16 protein-coding genes and 1 other RNA gene are annotated in these 17,535 nt (G+C 46.5%); 6 read left to right on the forward strand and 11 right to left on the reverse strand.

Translation table 11 applies throughout. The features are described 5' to 3' along the window. Positions 1-26: 26 nt before the first annotated feature. From F3J22_RS22945 to bioD, 10 genes are all read right to left on the reverse strand, one after another. A complete protein-coding gene (locus tag F3J22_RS22945) occupies positions 27-443 on the reverse strand; it encodes a DUF4870 domain-containing protein (protein WP_167020259.1) in 417 nt (138 codons plus the stop codon). Positions 444-510: 67 nt separating this feature from the next. After that, an RNA gene (gene rnpB, locus F3J22_RS22950) (RNase P RNA component class A) lies at positions 511-883 on the reverse strand. A 97-nt stretch (positions 884-980) separates the two neighbouring features. Beyond that, complete coding sequence (locus tag F3J22_RS22955; protein WP_167020260.1) at positions 981-2,048, reverse strand: Smr/MutS family protein; 1,068 nt, start codon at positions 2,046-2,048, stop codon at positions 981-983. Positions 2,049-2,199: 151 nt separating this feature from the next. Then, on the reverse strand, positions 2,200-2,676 hold the full coding sequence (locus tag F3J22_RS22960; RefSeq protein WP_167020261.1) for a DoxX family protein: 477 nt from the start codon (positions 2,674-2,676) through the stop codon (positions 2,200-2,202). Positions 2,677-2,722: 46 nt separating this feature from the next. Next, positions 2,723-4,309, reverse strand: coding sequence for an amino acid permease (locus tag F3J22_RS22965; RefSeq protein ID WP_240155150.1), 1,587 nt, complete (start codon positions 4,307-4,309; stop codon positions 2,723-2,725). Positions 4,310-4,502: 193 nt separating this feature from the next. Then, complete coding sequence (locus tag F3J22_RS22970; RefSeq protein WP_167020263.1) at positions 4,503-5,474, reverse strand: polyprenyl synthetase family protein; 972 nt, start codon at positions 5,472-5,474, stop codon at positions 4,503-4,505. Positions 5,475-5,493: 19 nt separating this feature from the next. Beyond that, on the reverse strand, positions 5,494-8,517 hold the full coding sequence (gene rnr / locus F3J22_RS22975) for a ribonuclease R (RefSeq protein WP_205195539.1): 3,024 nt from the start codon (positions 8,515-8,517) through the stop codon (positions 5,494-5,496). A 3-nt stretch (positions 8,518-8,520) separates the two neighbouring features. After that, positions 8,521-9,606, reverse strand: coding sequence for a tetraacyldisaccharide 4'-kinase (gene lpxK / locus F3J22_RS22980; protein WP_167020264.1), 1,086 nt, complete (start codon positions 9,604-9,606; stop codon positions 8,521-8,523). Between the two features lies 1 nt (position 9,607). Beyond that, positions 9,608-10,192 carry a 5-formyltetrahydrofolate cyclo-ligase gene (locus tag F3J22_RS22985; RefSeq protein ID WP_167020265.1) on the reverse strand — a complete coding sequence of 195 codons (585 nt, stop codon included), beginning with the start codon at positions 10,190-10,192 and terminating at the stop codon, positions 9,608-9,610. Beyond that, positions 10,192-10,830 (reverse strand): dethiobiotin synthase, encoded by a 639-nt coding sequence (gene bioD / locus F3J22_RS22990; RefSeq protein WP_167020266.1) that lies wholly within the window; start codon positions 10,828-10,830, stop codon positions 10,192-10,194. The genes F3J22_RS22985 and bioD overlap by 1 nt, the downstream gene beginning before the upstream one ends. 80 nt (positions 10,831-10,910) lie before the next feature. Here bioD and F3J22_RS22995 point away from each other — a divergent pair, with 80 nt between their 5' ends. The 6 genes from F3J22_RS22995 to F3J22_RS23020 all read left to right on the forward strand — a co-directional run bounded on the left by F3J22_RS22995 (position 10,911) and on the right by F3J22_RS23020 (position 17,122). Continuing rightward, positions 10,911-12,269: a pyridoxal-phosphate dependent enzyme gene (locus F3J22_RS22995; protein ID WP_167020267.1), complete on the forward strand. Its 1,359-nt coding sequence runs from the start codon at positions 10,911-10,913 to the stop codon at positions 12,267-12,269. A gap of 3 nt (positions 12,270-12,272) precedes the next feature. Beyond that, positions 12,273-13,064 (forward strand): helical backbone metal receptor, encoded by a 792-nt coding sequence (locus F3J22_RS23000; RefSeq protein WP_167020268.1) that lies wholly within the window; start codon positions 12,273-12,275, stop codon positions 13,062-13,064. Positions 13,065-13,248: 184 nt separating this feature from the next. Further along, positions 13,249-14,316: a class II fructose-bisphosphate aldolase gene (gene fbaA, locus F3J22_RS23005; RefSeq protein ID WP_167020269.1), complete on the forward strand. Its 1,068-nt coding sequence runs from the start codon at positions 13,249-13,251 to the stop codon at positions 14,314-14,316. Positions 14,317-14,575: 259 nt separating this feature from the next. Next, positions 14,576-15,424 carry an acetyl-CoA carboxylase, carboxyltransferase subunit beta gene (accD, locus tag F3J22_RS23010; RefSeq protein WP_167020270.1) on the forward strand — a complete coding sequence of 283 codons (849 nt, stop codon included), beginning with the start codon at positions 14,576-14,578 and terminating at the stop codon, positions 15,422-15,424. Between the two features lie 72 nt (positions 15,425-15,496). After that, positions 15,497-15,934, forward strand: a complete 438-nt coding sequence (gene smpB / locus F3J22_RS23015) for an SsrA-binding protein SmpB (RefSeq protein WP_167020271.1) — start codon at positions 15,497-15,499, stop codon at positions 15,932-15,934. Between the two features lie 30 nt (positions 15,935-15,964). After that, positions 15,965-17,122 (forward strand): hypothetical protein, encoded by a 1,158-nt coding sequence (locus F3J22_RS23020; RefSeq protein ID WP_167020272.1) that lies wholly within the window; start codon positions 15,965-15,967, stop codon positions 17,120-17,122. A gap of 72 nt (positions 17,123-17,194) precedes the next feature. Here the strand turns inward: F3J22_RS23020 and trxA are convergent, their stop codons facing one another. After that, positions 17,195-17,494, reverse strand: a complete 300-nt coding sequence (trxA, locus tag F3J22_RS23025) for a thioredoxin (protein ID WP_167020273.1) — start codon at positions 17,492-17,494, stop codon at positions 17,195-17,197. Between the last annotated feature and the right edge of the window lie 41 nt (positions 17,495-17,535).

The following is a 17,535-nucleotide window of genomic DNA, read 5'->3' on the forward strand; positions in this document are numbered from 1 at the left end:
GGTTTTATTTTAGCTGGATGATTATTTTATTTTACAAATCTCATGGAGATCGGATAGCGGTAATGAACACCTTTATTGGCTTCCACCGCCGCTAAAACAGAGAAGATGATATTGATGAGTTTCAGCAGGGAATAAACACCACCCATACCTAATCCAAAGGTAAAAATATGGAACCCGTCACCGAAAATAATAGCATTTCCAAAAGCCCAGATACCTGTAATAATACCAAGAATAATCATCAGGCAAAAAGAAAGGATACTAAGCGTCAGCTGAAAATTCAACGCTTCCTTGCCTTGTTCGTCCACAAATTTGGAGTCGTTGCGCTTGACAAGCCATAGAACCAGTACCAGTACCAGATTGGTAGCCCAGCCACCAAACAGGTAACCCACCGGACCAGCAACATGCATCAGGGAAGCCCAGGTGCGTTCATCTTTTTCGTTCATAATAGGGAGATTAAATTAGGGAGAAGTTATGAGGTTTTTCTGTAATTCCAAAGCAGTAGAGAAGAAAAAAAACTACAAACCTGTAAGCCGGATTCTGTAATCCCCGTTGCCGGAGACCTGCTACCATTTATCTACGACGATGTTCACACAACGCCTGTATCTGCCTACCCTCGGTCATCGGGCGAGCAACCCTTAATAGACCGTATACATGGCATTTCAGCACGCAAGGTTTACCCGCACAAACAGTTACCTGCCTGCACCGTGGGCTCTTACCCCACATTTTCACCCTTACCTCTACAAGTAGAGGCGGAAATTTTCTGTGGCACTTGCTGTTCTATTTCAAAGAAATAGCCCCACCCGTTAGGTGGTGCGTTGCTCTGCGCTGTCCAGACTTTCCTTCTTTCCGCTCATGTCGGAAAGACGATAGCACGGTTTGTAGTTAGTTGACAAAATTACGTAAAATATTTCGGAAACCTGCAACAGAAAAGGGATTGAAAAGAATTACCTTCTCAATCCCTTTACCATGGCTGTTATCAGCTAGCGAAAATTTATCTCAGTAGCACCATAACCATATCGGCCATGGTACTGATTTACAAAGTTTGCTACTTCCGGCGTCTGTCGGAGAACACCGTGTATTTCATCTCTCAGCTTACCTGTACCTACCCCATGTATTACGATCATATGGTGTAGTTTATGGGAGATAGCCAGGTCGAGATAACGCTGGAAGGCATTCAGCTGAATGGCCAGGATCGCTATGTTGCTCAGGCCTTTCCAGTTCTTTTCCAGTTTCTCGATATGAAGATCTACCTCATGCTTAGGCTCCAGTGTGGTTTCCGGCTGCAGTTGTATTTTACTGAGCAGGCTGGCCATACTGCCAGAACCGACAGGTTTGATGTTCGCCTTTTTACCTTTCGCTGTTTCTGTAGCTGCCGGAATTGGCGCCGGTGCCGGCTCCGGTTCCTTGTCAGGATACTTTTCGAACAATGGAATGGTCAGCGTTGCTTCTGCTTTGGTACGCAGTTCTTCCAACTGTACAAACATCTGCTTAGGCTTGATCTTCCATGTTTTCTTCACGCTGGTAGCCAGATTGGGCTGTGGATCCTTCAGCACGAAAGTAAACTCGAAACGCGGATTATCGTTCAGCGATTCAAACATCAGGTCTGTCAGGTAGAAGTGATTGTAAGGATGGATTTCATTCTTGATTTCGAGGTCCATCTGATTGCCCAGCCATACCTGGAAGTAAAAGCGCATGGCATGCGGCGAATCATTAAACAGGTGAAACTTCATGAGCTTCACTGTTTCATCAAAGCCATCATGCTGATAAACGGGTAATACAGACAGGAACATGCCTTTATCCGTTTTCAGGTCTTCGTATTTACGGCGGTCTACTTTGATTTCATCGCCTGGAATCAATTTGGGCTTGGGTTTCACCAGCTTCTCTTTGGTAAAACGATGGAAGTAAGGAAAATCTATCTGGTCCAGGTATACCGGAAAAGCAGTTCCTTTTACATCAATCATTACCATGTTATCATTCACAATGTCTACCACTGTACCTTCCTCTTTGGAACTTAACAGCAGGACCTTGTCTCCTATTTCGTATTTCATAAATGCATTCTTGACGCAAAGCTAATTTTTTTTGCGCAGAGACGCAAAAGACTGAAAGAGTAGGATTGATAAGAGGAAAAAAAATTTAACGCAGGCGCCTGCCTGTGGTAGTAAGGGTTAACAAACACCCTGATTTTTAGCGCGTTACAGGTTAATCCCTGACACCGCCTGAGTAGTGCCGGCTGTGCTTAGGTTCCGGATGCCGGCGCATATAATCATCCGCAGAAATCCGGCCGCCGCCCATTACTGCAAATACCAGCAACAATACCAGTACGAGGAGAGAAAGGCCCAGCACAGGATAAACCTGGAACAGGTCTGTACGTGAATGTACAAACAGTACCGCCCCTAATAAGATCGGTACATTTAACCATGCCGATAAACGGGTGTAAAGCCCCATAGCGAGGAACAAACCACCTACAGTATGCGCAAATACAATGTAATGCGCAATAAAAAATGAAAAGACTGCCAGTGTAGGACTGTATTTAATTACAGCACTCAGGGCGTCCCTGTTTTGCACAAAGATGACACCCACGTACATCAGGAAACAACCTAATGCAATACGGACAAAATCAAGCCATTTGGGGTGATGTGTATTGCCCCATTTCTCGAGTTGTTGTAGTGTGCTCATAAAATTGAATTTTATGGTTCAAAGAGCTACACTGAAGTTACGAAGATTATTGCTTCCGGAGCTTACTGTGGAAGTAGCTGTAACCGAAATAAATTGTTAAACCTATTATCAGCCAGATCGAGAAAACGATCCAGTTTTTCAGCTCGATCTCTGTCATCAGGTAAAAGCAGCTCAGCATACCCAGCACCGGGATCAGCGAGAGTTTTTTAATAACAGAAAGCGCAACTGTGATGCAGGTAACAATGATAAAGAGGAAGAACGGGATATTATGCTTCCACACATTCCAGCCACCGGCCAGTGACACTCTTTCGCCGATTGCTTCATGGAAAAGCACTATCAGTACAACAATCAGTGCCGGTACAATATAGCGGCTGCTGATATATGGCATCCTGAAGCGTTTTTCGCTGGTTTTTTCCTGCGGCGGCAGCATCAGTACGCCACCACAAACCAGGATAAAGGCGAACAGGGTACCAATACTGGTCAGGTCTGTTACGATGGTCAGGTTAAGGAATAATGCGGGAATACCAACAATGATACCCGTGATAATAGTAGCGAAGGAAGGTGTTTTAAACTTCGGATGGATCTTTGCAAACTTTTTAGGCAGCAGGCCATCGCGGCTCATGCTCATCCAGATGCGTGGCTGTCCGATCTGGAATACCAGCAATACGCTGGCAGTAGCCACCACAGCACTGGCACTGATCAGGTAACTGATCCACGGAAGGTGTACACTATCGAATACGAAAGCCAGCGGATCAGATACATCCAGTTTACTGTACGGCACCATTCCGGTAAGTACAAAAGCAACCAGGATATATAATACCGTACAGATGATCAGGGAATAGATCATTCCTTTCGGTAAGTCCCGCTGCGGGTTCGCACATTCTTCGGCCGTTGTACTAACCGCATCAAACCCGATATAAGCAAAGAATACGGCAGACACCCCTTTTAATACACCAGAAAAACCATTCGGCATAAAAGGCGTCCAGTTGCCTTTATCTACATAAAAAAATCCGACAGCGATAACAAAAAGGATCACCAGAATTTTCAGTGCCACCATAGCATTGGCGCTACGTTTACTTTCCCGGATACCTACATAGGCCAGGTAAGTAATGATCACCACCACCAGGAAGGCAGGCAGGTTCAGTATCAGCGGCAGACCCGCAATCCGTGGTGCATGTGCAAAAACTTCCGGAGAAGCGCCGTCATAGTTATTGACCAGCCAATCCGGGAAAGCTATCCCGAAGCCATGCAGGAGGTTATTAAAATAGCCGCTCCAGGAAATGGCCACGGCGATATTACCGATCGCATATTCCAGGATCAGCGCCCAGCCTATCACCCAGGCTGCCAGCTCACCAAATGTTACGTAAGAATAAGTATAGGCACTACCGGAAACAGGTACTCTTGATGCAAATTCTGCATAGCATAATGCAGAAAAGCCACAGGTAATGGCAGTGATAACAAAAAGAAGGGATACGGCCGGACCGCCTTCAAAGGAGGCCTTTCCGATTGTGGAGAAAATACCGGCGCCGATAACGGCAGCAATACCCATTGCGGTCAGGTCTTTTACACCCAGCACCTTATGAAGTCCACCTGTTTCGTGTCCGTCCCCCAAACCTTCATTAGCATCTTTCAATATGGTATTAAGCGATTTTTTTCGAAACAGCGAATTGGACATCGGCAAGGATATTACAGTTATGCTTTTATTAAATATTAAAGGCGCGAATATATGGGAAAAAGTAATAAAAAATTCCGCGACGGGCAATACAGTCATAAAAAAGGGGATCTCTACCGGTTAGAGATCCCCTTTTTTGTTTATTATCAATATATTATTGCTGTCTGTTGAGCAGATAATTGGCGAGTTCCTTCAGCGGCTCCTTACGATTGCTGAGTACGGCAATTTTTTCCAGGTTTTCAAAAGCCAGCGCTGTGAAACGCTCTTTCTCCACCTCTGCCCACTCATCTAATTTACAATCGCGGAAGATAGCGAGTACCCGTTCTACCTTATCAGCAGGTGCTGAATCCAGCAATTCCCTTAATTCGGCTTTCTGCGCGTCATTACTACGCTCAAAAGCTTTCAGCAGCAGGAAGGTCTTTTTATTGGCCAGGATGTCGCCACCCTGTTGTTTACCAAATTTTTCCGGATCACCGAAAGCGTCCAGGAAGTCGTCCTGGATCTGGAAGGCGATACCGATATTTTTACCAAACGCATACAGGTGTTCCTGGTTGCCTTCACTGGCCCCGCCGATGATGGCCCCCATCTGCAGACTGGCAGCCAGTAGCACGGAAGTTTTCAGACCGATCATATTTACGTATGAATGGTAATCTACTGCTTCCGGGTCCAGGTGTTCGAAGTCCATATCCAGTTGCTGTCCTTCACATACTTCTATGGCCGCTTTATTGAAAACGGTGGTCAGCTTTTTCTGGTAATTGGTATTCACTTTATTCAATCGCTCGTATACATTTATCAGCATCACATCACCGGAAAGGATCGCGGCGGTGTCGCCATAAACGGTATGTACGGTAGGTTTTCCTCTGCGTAACGGCGCCTTGTCCATGATATCATCGTGGATAAGGGTAAAGTTATGAAAGAGCTCAATGGCGCTACCAGCCTGGAATGCGTCCGGGTGAAGTGTATCGAACAGCTCATTGCCCATCAGGCACAAAACAGGACGGATCCTCTTTCCTCCCATTTCCAGGATATGGCCGGCTGCCTTATAGAGGCTGCTGGGTTCTGCCGGAAACTGTAGTTGATCAAAGTACTTGGTAAACTGCGCTATTAACTCTTGGAACGATTGCATTGCTATTATTCAGTTGAAATTATTTTTTCTTCTTACCTGCTTTTTTTGTGTCTGTTTTTTTTACCGGCTTAGCCACCTTTTTAGGAGCAACCTTTTTTGCGGCGGCCTTTTTAGGAGCTGCTGCTTTAGGGGCTGCTTTCTTAGGAGTCGCTTTCTTAGGCGCAGCTTTGGTTACAGCGGCTTTTTTGGCGGCAGCTTTTTTGGGTGCTACCGGTTTTACTGCTGCTTTTTTAGGCGTTGCTTTCTTTGCCACTGGCTTAGCAGTTGCAGCTTTTGCAGTAGCGGCTTTCTTAGCTGGCACTGATTTTACTGCTGCTTTTTTAGGTTTCACCACAGGCGCTGCTGCTTTTTTCGCTGCTGCTTTCTTTGGTGCAACTACTGCTTTCTTCACGGGCTTCTCACTGGTCTTTTTAGCGGGTGCTTTTTTAGCGGGTGCTGCCTTCGTTACCTTCTTTGCTACAACAGGTTGCTGCGCTGCTTTCGTTACTTTTTTAGGAGCAGCAGCTTTAGGGGCCGCTTTCTTAGCAGGAGCTTTGGCCTTCTCTTTGCTGGCAGCTGCTTTTTTAGGTGCTGCCGGCTTAGGCGTTTCCCTGGCAGTTTTTGCTTTTTTGGCGGCAGGTGCTGCGGGTACCGGTTCCTTCTTCGCTTTGACAGCTTTTACAGGAGCTGGTGCAGGCACTTCTTCCACAACAACCGGTGTGGCTTTCTCTTTTTTCGCCCTGGTTTTCTTTGCCGGAGCAGGTATATCTGCTGTAGGTTCTGGCATAAAGACTTCCTGTGGGGCCTGTTCCGGTGCTTTTTCCAAAACAGGTGCCTGCTGGATATCTTCCACATGCATCACCGGTTGCAATACTGCTGGTACTTCCGGTGGTGTAATAACGCTTTCGGAAATTACCGGCAGATCGATAGGTGGCACGTCAGGCGCCTGCGCTTCATTCTGCACTTTTGGTGCAGCCTGCGGGATATATTGTTTCTTCTCTTTTTTCTTCTTCTTTTTAGGGTGCTGTTGCTGACCATGCTGCTGGAAACGTTGCTGCTGTTGCTGCTGTTCTCTTCCAAAAGGCTGCTGCTGTCTGCGGCCAGGAATTCCGCTCTGCAGTTCTTCTTCCAGCTCATAATCCAGCTGGCGTTTGGCCAGGTTGGCAGATACCACTCTGATCTCTACTTCTTCCCCTATTCTGAACCTGCGTCCGCTGGAAGTACCGATCAACGCATATTCATTTTCGTTGAAGACGTATTCTTCCTTCTTACTGAGGTTATGGATACTTACGAGCCCTTCACATTTGGTATCTACGGTTTCTACCCAGAACCCAAAATGTGCAACACCACTGATGACACCTTTAAAGGTACCGCCAATGTACTGCTGCATATATTCGACCTGTTTGTATTTATTAGCTGCGCGCTCTGCTTCCATTGCTTTACGTTCCATTTCTGAACAGTGGCGGCATTCCTTCTCCATCTGCTTGTCAGGATGTACATCATTGGCCAGGCATTCAGCCACCACTCTGTGTACCAGTACATCCGGATAGCGGCGAATCGGAGAAGTAAAGTGGCAATAGTCCTCAAAGCCAAGCCCGTAGTGACCGATATTATCAACGGTATACACTGCTTTGGCCATGGTACGGATACCCAGGGTTTCCAGTACATGCTGCTCCGGCTTGCCCTGCACCATTTCCAGCATTTTATTGAAGGAACGTGCAATGCTGTCCGGTGTACCCAGATCGAAGCGGTAGCCGAATTTGTAGGCGAAGCCTGCAAATACCTTCAGCTTTTCAGGATCTGGTGTATCGTGCACCCTGTAAGGGAAAGGAACAGGTTGTTTGTTAACTTTTATTTTAGACACATAGGTAGCCACGGTACGGTTGGCCAGCAGCATCAGCTCTTCAATCAGCTGGTGTGCCTGCTTGCTTTCCTTGATCACAATACCGATTGGTTTTCCTGTTTCGTCCAGTTTGAATCTTACTTCCTGTGAGGAGAAATTGATCGCACCTTTTGAAAAACGTTCTGCACGGAGGGTTTGCGCCATTTTATTGAGCAGCAGGATCTCGTTTTTATACTGTCCTTCGCCGGATTCAATAATTTCCTGCACATCTTCATAGGTAAACCTGTGATCCGAATAAATCACGGTACGGCCAATCCAGTGCTGCTTTACTTCGCCTTTTTCGTTCATCTGGAAGATGGCCGAGAAAGTACATTTTTCTTCATGCGGGCGCAGGGAGCAGAGCTCATTGGAGATTTTCTCCGGGAGCATCGGCAGTACGCGGTCGGGCAGGTAAACAGAGGTGGCGCGTCTTTCCGCTTCTTTGTCCAGTGCCGTTCCTGGTTTAACGTAGTGGCTGACATCTGCAATGTGCACGCCTACCTCATACAAACCATTTTTCAGGGAGCGTATGGAGATGGCGTCATCAAAGTCTTTGGCATCCACCGGGTCGATGGTAAAGGTGAGGATATCACGGCAGTCTTTACGTTTTCGTATCTCCGTTTCCGTGATATCTTCCTGGATCAGTGCCAGCTCTTCCATAACTTCTTTGGGGAAGCTGAGCGGGAAGCCGGCTTCGATGAGGATTTCCTTCATGGCCAGGTCATTGGTATTGCTGGCATCGAGGATTTCGAGGATCTCACCGACAGGTTTACGTGATTTTTCGCCCCAGGCCACGATCTTCACTACAGCTTTATCGCCTGATTTGGCTTCGCCGAGGGAGTTAGCCGGGATGTATATGTCCGGCATAAACAACCCTTTTTCAGGGATGAGGAAGCCGAAGTTCTTGCTTACCTGGAGGGTACCGGTAAATTCTGTTTTATTTCGTTTAAGGATTTCCGTTATGACGCCTTCCTGTCGTCCTTCATTGCGGGCTGGCTTGATAACATCCACCAGTACTTCATCACTATCGAGGGCAGAATTCAGGTTCTTCTGTTTCACCATAATATCGCGGGAAAGCCCTGGTACGATAACGAAAGCCATTCCTGAGCGGGTTACTTCTACCACTCCTTTGAATGTTTTCTTCTGGCTACTGTTTCTTTTATCTTTCTTCTTTTTACTCATGTTTTAGGGTAGTTCTTCATTGATTGGTTGTACAGGAAAATACCTGCCTACGTAATCAAAAATATAATTATTAAATGTTTCTGTTCCACCGAAGAGAAATGCAATTTCAACAGGCATAACAGCCATCTGCAGGTTTTGTTCTGCCAGTTCTTTTTTAAGAAGATGTAATCTGACAGCATCTTTTTCGGTGGTTACTACTATTTTGTTTTCACCTGGTAAATCACCCAGCTCTTTTTTGATTTTCTCAATATCTTTTCCGGAATAGTAGTAATGGTCCGGGAAAGGGAGCAGGAACACTTCTTTAAAGGAATTCCTTAGTTTCTGCAGCAATGGTTCCGGCCTGGCTATACCACATGCCAGCAAAACTGTGGTGGTAGCGGCCGTATTTACAGGTTCGTGGGTGGTCAGGTCATACATGGTCCCGTACTGCAAGGTAGTAAAAAAGACCTGCTGATGCGGCAAAGGGTTAATTTCTTTTTCTATCGCGGTCTTTTCTGCCACTGACATATCTGGCGGGCACTTGGACACAATGATACAATTTGCCCGGGCATAACCGGCACGCCCTTCTCTCAGTCGCCCGAACGGCACCACATGATCTTTCGTAAATCTCCGGTTGTATTCTGTGATCATAATATTCATCCCGGGTTTAATGGAGCGGTGCTGGAAGGCATCGTCCAGCAATATCACCTGGGTACCCGGTTCATCCATCAGCAGCTGCGGGATGGCCAGCATCCTTTCCTCTCCTACGGCTACGTGTATATCGGGATATTTATCATGAAACTGCATCGGTTCATCGCCGATATCAGCGGCAGTACTGTGCTGATCTGCCAGGATATAGCCACTGGTGCGGCGGTTATAGCCCCGGCTGAGGGTAGCCACCTGGAAGTGTTGCTTCAGGAGGCGGATCAGGTATTCTACATGCGGTGTTTTGCCCGTGCCTCCTACAGACAGATTGCCACAGGCAATAGTAGGAAGGTCAAACTCCACGGCTGTCAGCAGGCCTTTATCATAGAAACGGTTCCGTATCCACATGACAAGTCCGTAGAGCAGGGAAAAAGGATAGAGCAAAACAGCAAAATATTTGAGCACGTTATTTATTTTTTTGCAGATGATAAATTTGATCCGGTGTTACCACGGTTTGTAGCGGTATATCCCAGGGATCAGTGTCTGGTATGGCCGGAACGGGTCCGAATAGTGACAGTCCAACTGTGATTACATCCGGGCGGCAGGCTTTCAGGAAGGCGTCGTACATACCCTTTCCATAACCTACCCGCTGGCCGTTCTGGTCGAAAGCCAGCATCGGCACAAAAACCAGGTCAGCCAGTTCCGGGGATACCTGCTCTCCGTTTTCCGGTTCGGAAATACCGTATTTATTTTTAACCAGGTGGGTATTTGCTGTCCAAAGGTAATGGGTCATCTGACCGTTCTGCATGTCGGAGCGCGACAGGATCCATTGAATGGCAGGGTATTCTGCCCTGATATAGTCAATAATCGGCCAGGTGTCAGCTTCCTTCTTTTCAAGTATGGGCAGAAAAACGTGGATATAACGGATACCGGAGAAGTTGAGCTGCCGGATATTCGACAACAGACCGGCGTTCAGCGCGGTGGCGGTGTTTTCGTCCAGATTCAGTCTTTGCTCCAGGAATTGTTTTCGTATATCCTTTTTCGTTGTCATCAGATCAGTTGGTTGAGTGCAGGCGTCAACAACTGTGCCTGTTCATAAATAAATGCCTTTCCGACAGTTCCGGCTTCTGCAATTCTGCCTATCCGGGGTATGCCGGACCAGCGGATGATGTCTTCCTCATTACTATGCCAGTCGCCCCCAAATACCCATCCAGCCACGGGAATGCCGGCATGTTGCAGCATCCTGGCGGTAAGCATCGCGTGGTTGATACTGCCAAGATAGTTGCGGGCAGCAATTATGACACGTGCCTGCATACTTTTGATCAGGTCGATGGTAAAGAGGTCTTCGTTGACAGGGACCATCAGTCCGCCGGCGCCTTCAATGACCAGTGGCCTGGCGGGATCAAAGGATTCCAGTCGTGCCAGGATGGCTTCCGGCCGGATGGTAACATTTTCCAGCCGTGCCGCCAGGTGTGGCGATGCTGGTTCTTTCAGCGCATAAACTTCTTCATGGCACTGAGAAATATTATTAGTGAGCAGATTGCGTATGGTATCAGTATCAGTTCCTTCTGCCAGCCCCGTCTGTACGGGCTTCCAGTAGTCGGCCCGCAGTGCTTCCGTTACACAGGCGGAAGTGACGGTTTTGCCAACGCCGGTTCCTGTACCTGTAATAAATATCCTGTTGTTCATCGGGGCAAAGATAAGGCTGTTTTGCATGCGGTTCTTCCCGGGAAAAAACCTAACTTACGAAGGTACAACCTCATTGACATATGAAATATTGTGAAAACATCCTCGAAACGATCGGACACACCCCGTTAGTCAAGCTGCATCGTGTATCTGCCACCTTGCCATGTACAGTAATGGCCAAAGTAGAGTTCTTTAACCCGGGCAACTCCATCAAAGACCGTATGGCGGTTAAAATGGTGGAAGTAGCCGAGCAAAAGGGACTGCTGAAACCCGGCGGTACCATCATTGAAGGAACCAGCGGCAATACCGGTATGGGACTGGCCCTGGCAGCCGTGATCAAAGGCTATAAATGTATCTTCACGACTACCGACAAGCAATCCAAAGAGAAGGTCGACATCCTGAAGGCCGTTGGCGCAGAAGTGATCGTATGCCCGACAAACGTAGAACCCGAAGATCCCCGCTCCTATTATTCCGTATCGAAACGACTGGCAACAGAAATACCCAACTCGTTTTATGTAAACCAATACGATAACCTGGCCAACAGGGATGCCCACTACGAGCAAACCGGCCCTGAAATCTGGGAGCAGACCGACGGAAAGATTACCCACCTGGTAGTAGCCACGGGCACAGGCGGTACCATTACCGGCACTGGCAAGTATCTCAAAGAAAAAAATCCAAACATACAGGTATGGGCAATAGATAGCTATGGCTCCTTACTGAAGAAATATTTTGAAACAGGCAGGATCGATATGAGCGAAGTATACCCTTATATTACCGAAGGTATAGGAGAAGATTTCGTTCCACAGAATTATGATATGGACGTGATCGACCGCTTCGAAAAAGTAACCGATAAGGATGGCGCCGTAATGGCCCGCCGTATCACCAAGGAAGAAGGCATTTTCGTTGGATATAGCGCCGGATCAGCCATGGCCGGACTTATACAACTAAAAGAACACCTGAAACCTGACGACCTGGTAGTGGTTATTTTCCATGATCACGGCAGCAGGTATGTAGGAAAAGTGTATAACGACCAATGGATGATGGAACGTGGCTTCCTGGATGTAAAAACGGTGAAGGATGTCGTTAATTCCCGCCGTAATCAGCCGCTGGTAAGCATCTCACCGGATGAAAAAATAAGCGATGTGATCGCAAAAATGAAAAAATTTGATATAGAACACCTGCCGGTATTGCATAATAACGAAATGATCGGTTCGGTATCTGAAAACGGGCTGTTTAACCGCCTGATAGATGATGCCAATCTGAAAGACGCACTGGTAAAGCAAGTCATGCAGGCGCCTTTTCCTGTAGTAAATGAAAATACACCGATAGAAAAGCTCTCGATGTATATCAACAAGGAGAACGGGGCCGTGCTCACCAGAGACGAGAGCGGCGACCATCATATCATTACCAAATACGACATTATTCAGGCACTGGGCAGATAAACCATGGAATATACCGATCAGCTCCAACGTACGATTATATTGGATAAGGCACCGGCACGCATTGTGTCGCTGGTGCCTTCCCAGACAGAGCTGCTATATAGTCTGGGCCTGGACGAACGGGTGGTAGGCATTACTAAATTCTGCGTGCACCCCGACAGCTGGTTCAGGACCAAAGTACGTGTAGGCGGCACCAAGAAAGTAAATTTTGATGTGATCCGGGAGTTGCAACCCGACCTTATCATTGCCAATAAAGAGGAGAATACCCGGGAAGATGTAGCAGCGCTGATGGCCGATTACCCGGTATGGGTCAGCGATGTACATCACCTGAAAAATGCCTTGGAAATGATTGCGGGGCTGGGCGCCATCACACAGACGTCTGCCCGTGCGGCGGCCCTGATAGCCGAGATCAGGAGTGATTTCTCCGCCTTGAAGCCACTGGTGACGCCTGTTCCTACCGCCTACTTCATCTGGCGCGAGCCATATATGACGGCCGGCGGCGATACGTTTATTCACCAGATGATGCAGCATTGCGGACTGCACAATGTTTTTGGCAACCTTACACGGTACCCGGCTGTAACGCCTGACGATATCAGGAACAGCGGCTGCAGGCTGATACTACTGTCTTCAGAACCCTACCCTTTTAAGGATAAGCACTTAACCGAATTCCGGGAAATGGTGCCGGATGCGGATGTGCAGCTGGTAAACGGGGAAATGTTTAGCTGGTATGGCAGCAGGCTGCGCGAAGCCACTGCATATTTTTCCGGGCTGATGGCCGGTTTGCGCAAAGCATATTAATTAATAACAGGAACGTATACCCGTAAGGGTTTGCGGGCAGGATGTGTATGTAATAAAAGTAGTGGCGTACAAAGTACAATTATCCCTTTGTATTTTAAAGGATTGTTGTAAATTCTTATTTCGCTATAAATCTTCTTATTTACTCCTTATATTTGCCTTCCTAAAAACAAATTTCTTTTAGAGTATGGGAAAATACAGAGCTGGCGTATTATTCGGCGAAGAGCTGGATGCGCTGTATAACGATGCCAAAGACAACGGATTTGCAATGCCTGCCGTGAACGTAGTAGGAACTAACTCAGTAAACGCAGTACTGGAAACAGCAGCAAAGGTGAATTCACCGGTAATTATACAGTTTTCGAATGGCGGTGCTCAGTTCTTCGCAGGTAAAGGGATGCCTAACGATAAACTGCAGGCAAACATTGCAGGTGCTATCTCTGGTGCAAAACACGTACACGAAGTTGCTAAATACTATGGTGTTCCTGTAGTGCTGCATACCGACCATGCTGCTAAAAAATGGCTGCCTTGGATCGATGGTTTATTAGATGCAGGTGAAGAATTCCACAAACTGCACGGTCAGCCACTGTTCAGCTCTCATATGCTGGATCTTTCCGAAGAGCCGCTGGAAGAGAATATCGAAATTTCCCACAAGTACTTCGAAAGAATGAACAAACTGGGTATGTCCATCGAAATCGAGCTGGGTGTTACCGGTGGTGAAGAAGATGGTGTAGACAACTCTGGTGTAGACAACTCTAAACTGTATACTCAACCTGAAGATGTTGCCTTTGCTTACGAAACCTTAAATAAAGTTGGTAGCCGCTTTACTGTTGCTGCTGCTTTCGGTAACGTTCACGGTGTATACTCTCCGGGTAATGTTGAGCTGCGTCCTATCATCCTGCAGAACAGCCAGGATCATATCCAGCAGAAATTCAACACCAAAGCTAAACCAGTATACTATGTATTCCACGGTGGTAGCGGTTCTCCAAAACACCAGATTGCTGAGTCCCTGGGTTATGGCGTTATCAAAATGAACCTGGATACAGATATGCAGTGGGCATTCTGGGAAGGTATCCACGATTACTACGAAGCTAAGAGAGACTATCTGCAGGCACAGCTGGGTAACCCTGAAGGCGCAGATAAACCTAATAAAAAATACTACGATCCACGCGTTTGGCTGCGTAAAGGTGAAGAAACCTTTGTTAAGCGTCTGGAAGAAGCATTCCAGGACCTGAACTGTATCAACAGAAATGCATAAGCATTGAAGTGAGCCGTTTACGGACCTTATGATAAAACCCTGCCATTGGCAGGGTTTTATTTTTTTGCAGATATGAGATTTTTGACAGTCAGATGCATATAAATAAAATATTAAATATAACTCCCTGTCTTTTTAACATATACAAAATCACTGTAGTGGCTGATTTCTTGCTCAATCTGCTATTTAGCAAAAAATTAGGGTGAAACGTAATACATTAATTCGTATCTTGCACCACTATTTTCTAATCTAATAGCAGAATATGTCAAGCTGGTTTAAGCGAATTAAACAAGGCATTTCCACTACCACCAGTGAGAAAAAAGAAGCACCGGATGGGTTGTGGCACAAATGTCCTAACTGTAAGAAAACCACCACTGTTAAGGATCTGAAGGAGCATTTTTATGTTTGTGATAAGTGTAACTATCACAATCGTATCAACTCCGCTGAGTATTTTGAGATCATCTTTGATAACCAACAGTTCGAGGAGCTGTTCCCCAATATCTACCCAACCGATTTTCTGGGCTTTAAAGACCTGAAGCCATATGCTGACAGGTTGAAAGACGCGCAGAAGAAGTCTGGCCTGAAAGACGCCATGACAGTAGGTGCCGGTAAAGTAGACGGATATGATCTGGTAGTAGCCTGTATGGATTTCAACTTTATCGGTGGTTCTATGGGTTCTGTGGTGGGAGAAAAGATCAGCAGAGCGATTGATTACTGTATCGTAAACAAGAGCGCACTGATGATTATCTCTAAATCAGGTGGTGCCCGTATGATGGAGAGCGCGTTTTCGCTGATGCAGATGGCTAAAACTTCTGCCAAGCTGACACAGCTTGCTGATGCAAGATTACCTTACATCTCCCTGATGACGGATCCTACCACTGGCGGTGTTACTGCATCCTATGCCATGCTGGGCGATCTCAACATTGCGGAACCAGGTGCACTGATCGGCTTTGCAGGTCCGAGGATCATCAAAGAAACGATTAAAAAAGACCTTCCTGAAGGATTCCAGAGCGCAGAGTTCCTGCTGGAACATGGCTTCCTGGATTTCATCATGGACAGAAAAGAATTGAAGACCAAACTGGGAACAGTACTTTCACTGTTCAAAAAATAAACATTACGTAAAGTGCTTTATGGGTTATAGGCATGGTCTATACTCATAAAGCATTTTTGTAATCACACATCTATGGCAGAATTAAGAAACAGATCGGCATATTTTGAGTACGCAATAGAAGACAAGTATATTGCCGGTATCGTATTAACCGGTACGGAAATTAAATCCATCCGTGCTGGCAGAGTGAGCTTTAATGATGCATTCTGTTATTTCCACAAAGGAGAATTGTTTGTAAAAAGCCTGCATATCGCAGAGTATTCCCACGGCACTGCCGCCAACCACGAGCCATTGCGTGAAAGAAAATTGTTACTCACCAGGAAAGAACTCAAAAAAATGGAAAACAAAATCAAGGAAAAGGGTTATACCATCATCCCCTTGAGAATGTTTATCAATGAAAAGAGCCTGGCAAAAATGGAAATCGGCATTGGTAAAGGTAAGAAGCTCCATGATAAGCGCGAATCCATCAAACAACGTGAGTCGGACAGAGAGTTGAGGAGACAATTTAAATAGTCAGTCAACATATCCCTAAAATCTACCCAGGTGCATTCCAACAACCTATTATCCCGAAGGATACAATCTGTATGCTGTGTATTGGCGCTGTTATTCATTTTCTCCTGTAAATCCGGCGAAAAGCTTTATAACAAAGGCCGCTACGATGAAGCAGTAATGGCATTTGTAAAAAAGCTGCAACGCAGGCCCCACGATGCCACCGCCCTGCGCCTGCTCCCTGATGCGTATAAGCAGTCTTTCCAACACCATGAAGCCAATGCTACCCGCCTGATACAGGAAAACAATGAGCTGAAATGGGAAAAGATCCGCATGGAATACCGCTCCATGCAAACGCTCTTTAACGCCATTCATAACAGTCCTGCTGCCCTGGCAGTGGTAACACCCAAAGATTATTCCGCCGCTATCAAAGGCGCCCTGGAAATGGCAGCACAGGAGCGCTACGACCGCGGCACCTACCTCCTGGATGCCGGCGACAAAGCCAGCGCACGCAACGCCTATTACGAGTTTGATGAAGCGTTGAAACTGGTAAAGAACTACCGGAATGCCCAGGACCTGAAAAACCTGGCCTATCAGCGCGCCGTTATCAACGTCGCTATCAGCCAGATCGATATCAGATCCCCTTATTTCCAGTTCTCTGCTGATCAGTTCAGGGACTTCCTTGTTCGCAATGTGCAAAGCCAGCATATCAATACATTCGTACAGTTCTACGATGAAAGCTTCGCCAACGCCAATAAAGTGCCTGTAGACCAGTACCTGGAACTGCATTTCTTTGACTTCATCGTTGGTCAGACCTATGTAGACCGCACCCAGCGCGATGTTTCAAAAGAAATCGTAGAAAGTACCAGTAAAGATTCTACCGGAAAAGAAATTAAAAAATATAAAACAGTAAAGGCAACCGTCTTTATTACCCGGCAAACAGTAGTATCCAAAGGTATGCTGGACTATCGTATCATCAACACCATGGATAGTAAGGTGCTGCGCCAGAACCGGATTCCCGGCAGCTATACCTGGGTAAATCAGTTCGGCACCTACCGTGGCGACAACCGCGCTCTATCTGAAGAAGACCAGAAAATGATGGGCGGACGTGAACTACTCCCTCCTCCACCCGATCAGCTGTTCCTGGAATTTACCAAACCGATTTATGTGGACATGGAACGCGAACTGAAAACGTTTTACAGTGTGATGTAAGCCAACAATATTATCTATATAAAAAAAGCGGGTCGCTACTGTGTAGAGACCCGCTTTTTTATGTCCGTTATTTTAAGCAATTTTCTGCTGAATGATCGGCAACAACTGATGTGCCGGCACTACGCCTGCCTGTCGCCACAATAGTTTACCTTCTTTAAACAGCATCAATGTAGGAATACTACTGATCTGCCACTGGGCCGAAAACTGCGGGTTTTTATCTACATCAATTTTAATAATTCTGAGATTATCTCCCATCTTATCCTTCACCTCTTTTAATATCGGCGGAACCATTTTACAGGGGCCGCACCAGACAGCATAACAATCTATCAGTAAAGGAGTTGAAGACTGGATTAACGCTTGCAGATTTTCCATAGCACCTAATTTTACTGCAATGTAAGATATTGCAGGCAAAA

The organism is Chitinophaga sp. Cy-1792 (genome assembly GCF_011752935.1).
GTDB lineage: Bacteria > Bacteroidota > Bacteroidia > Chitinophagales > Chitinophagaceae > Chitinophaga.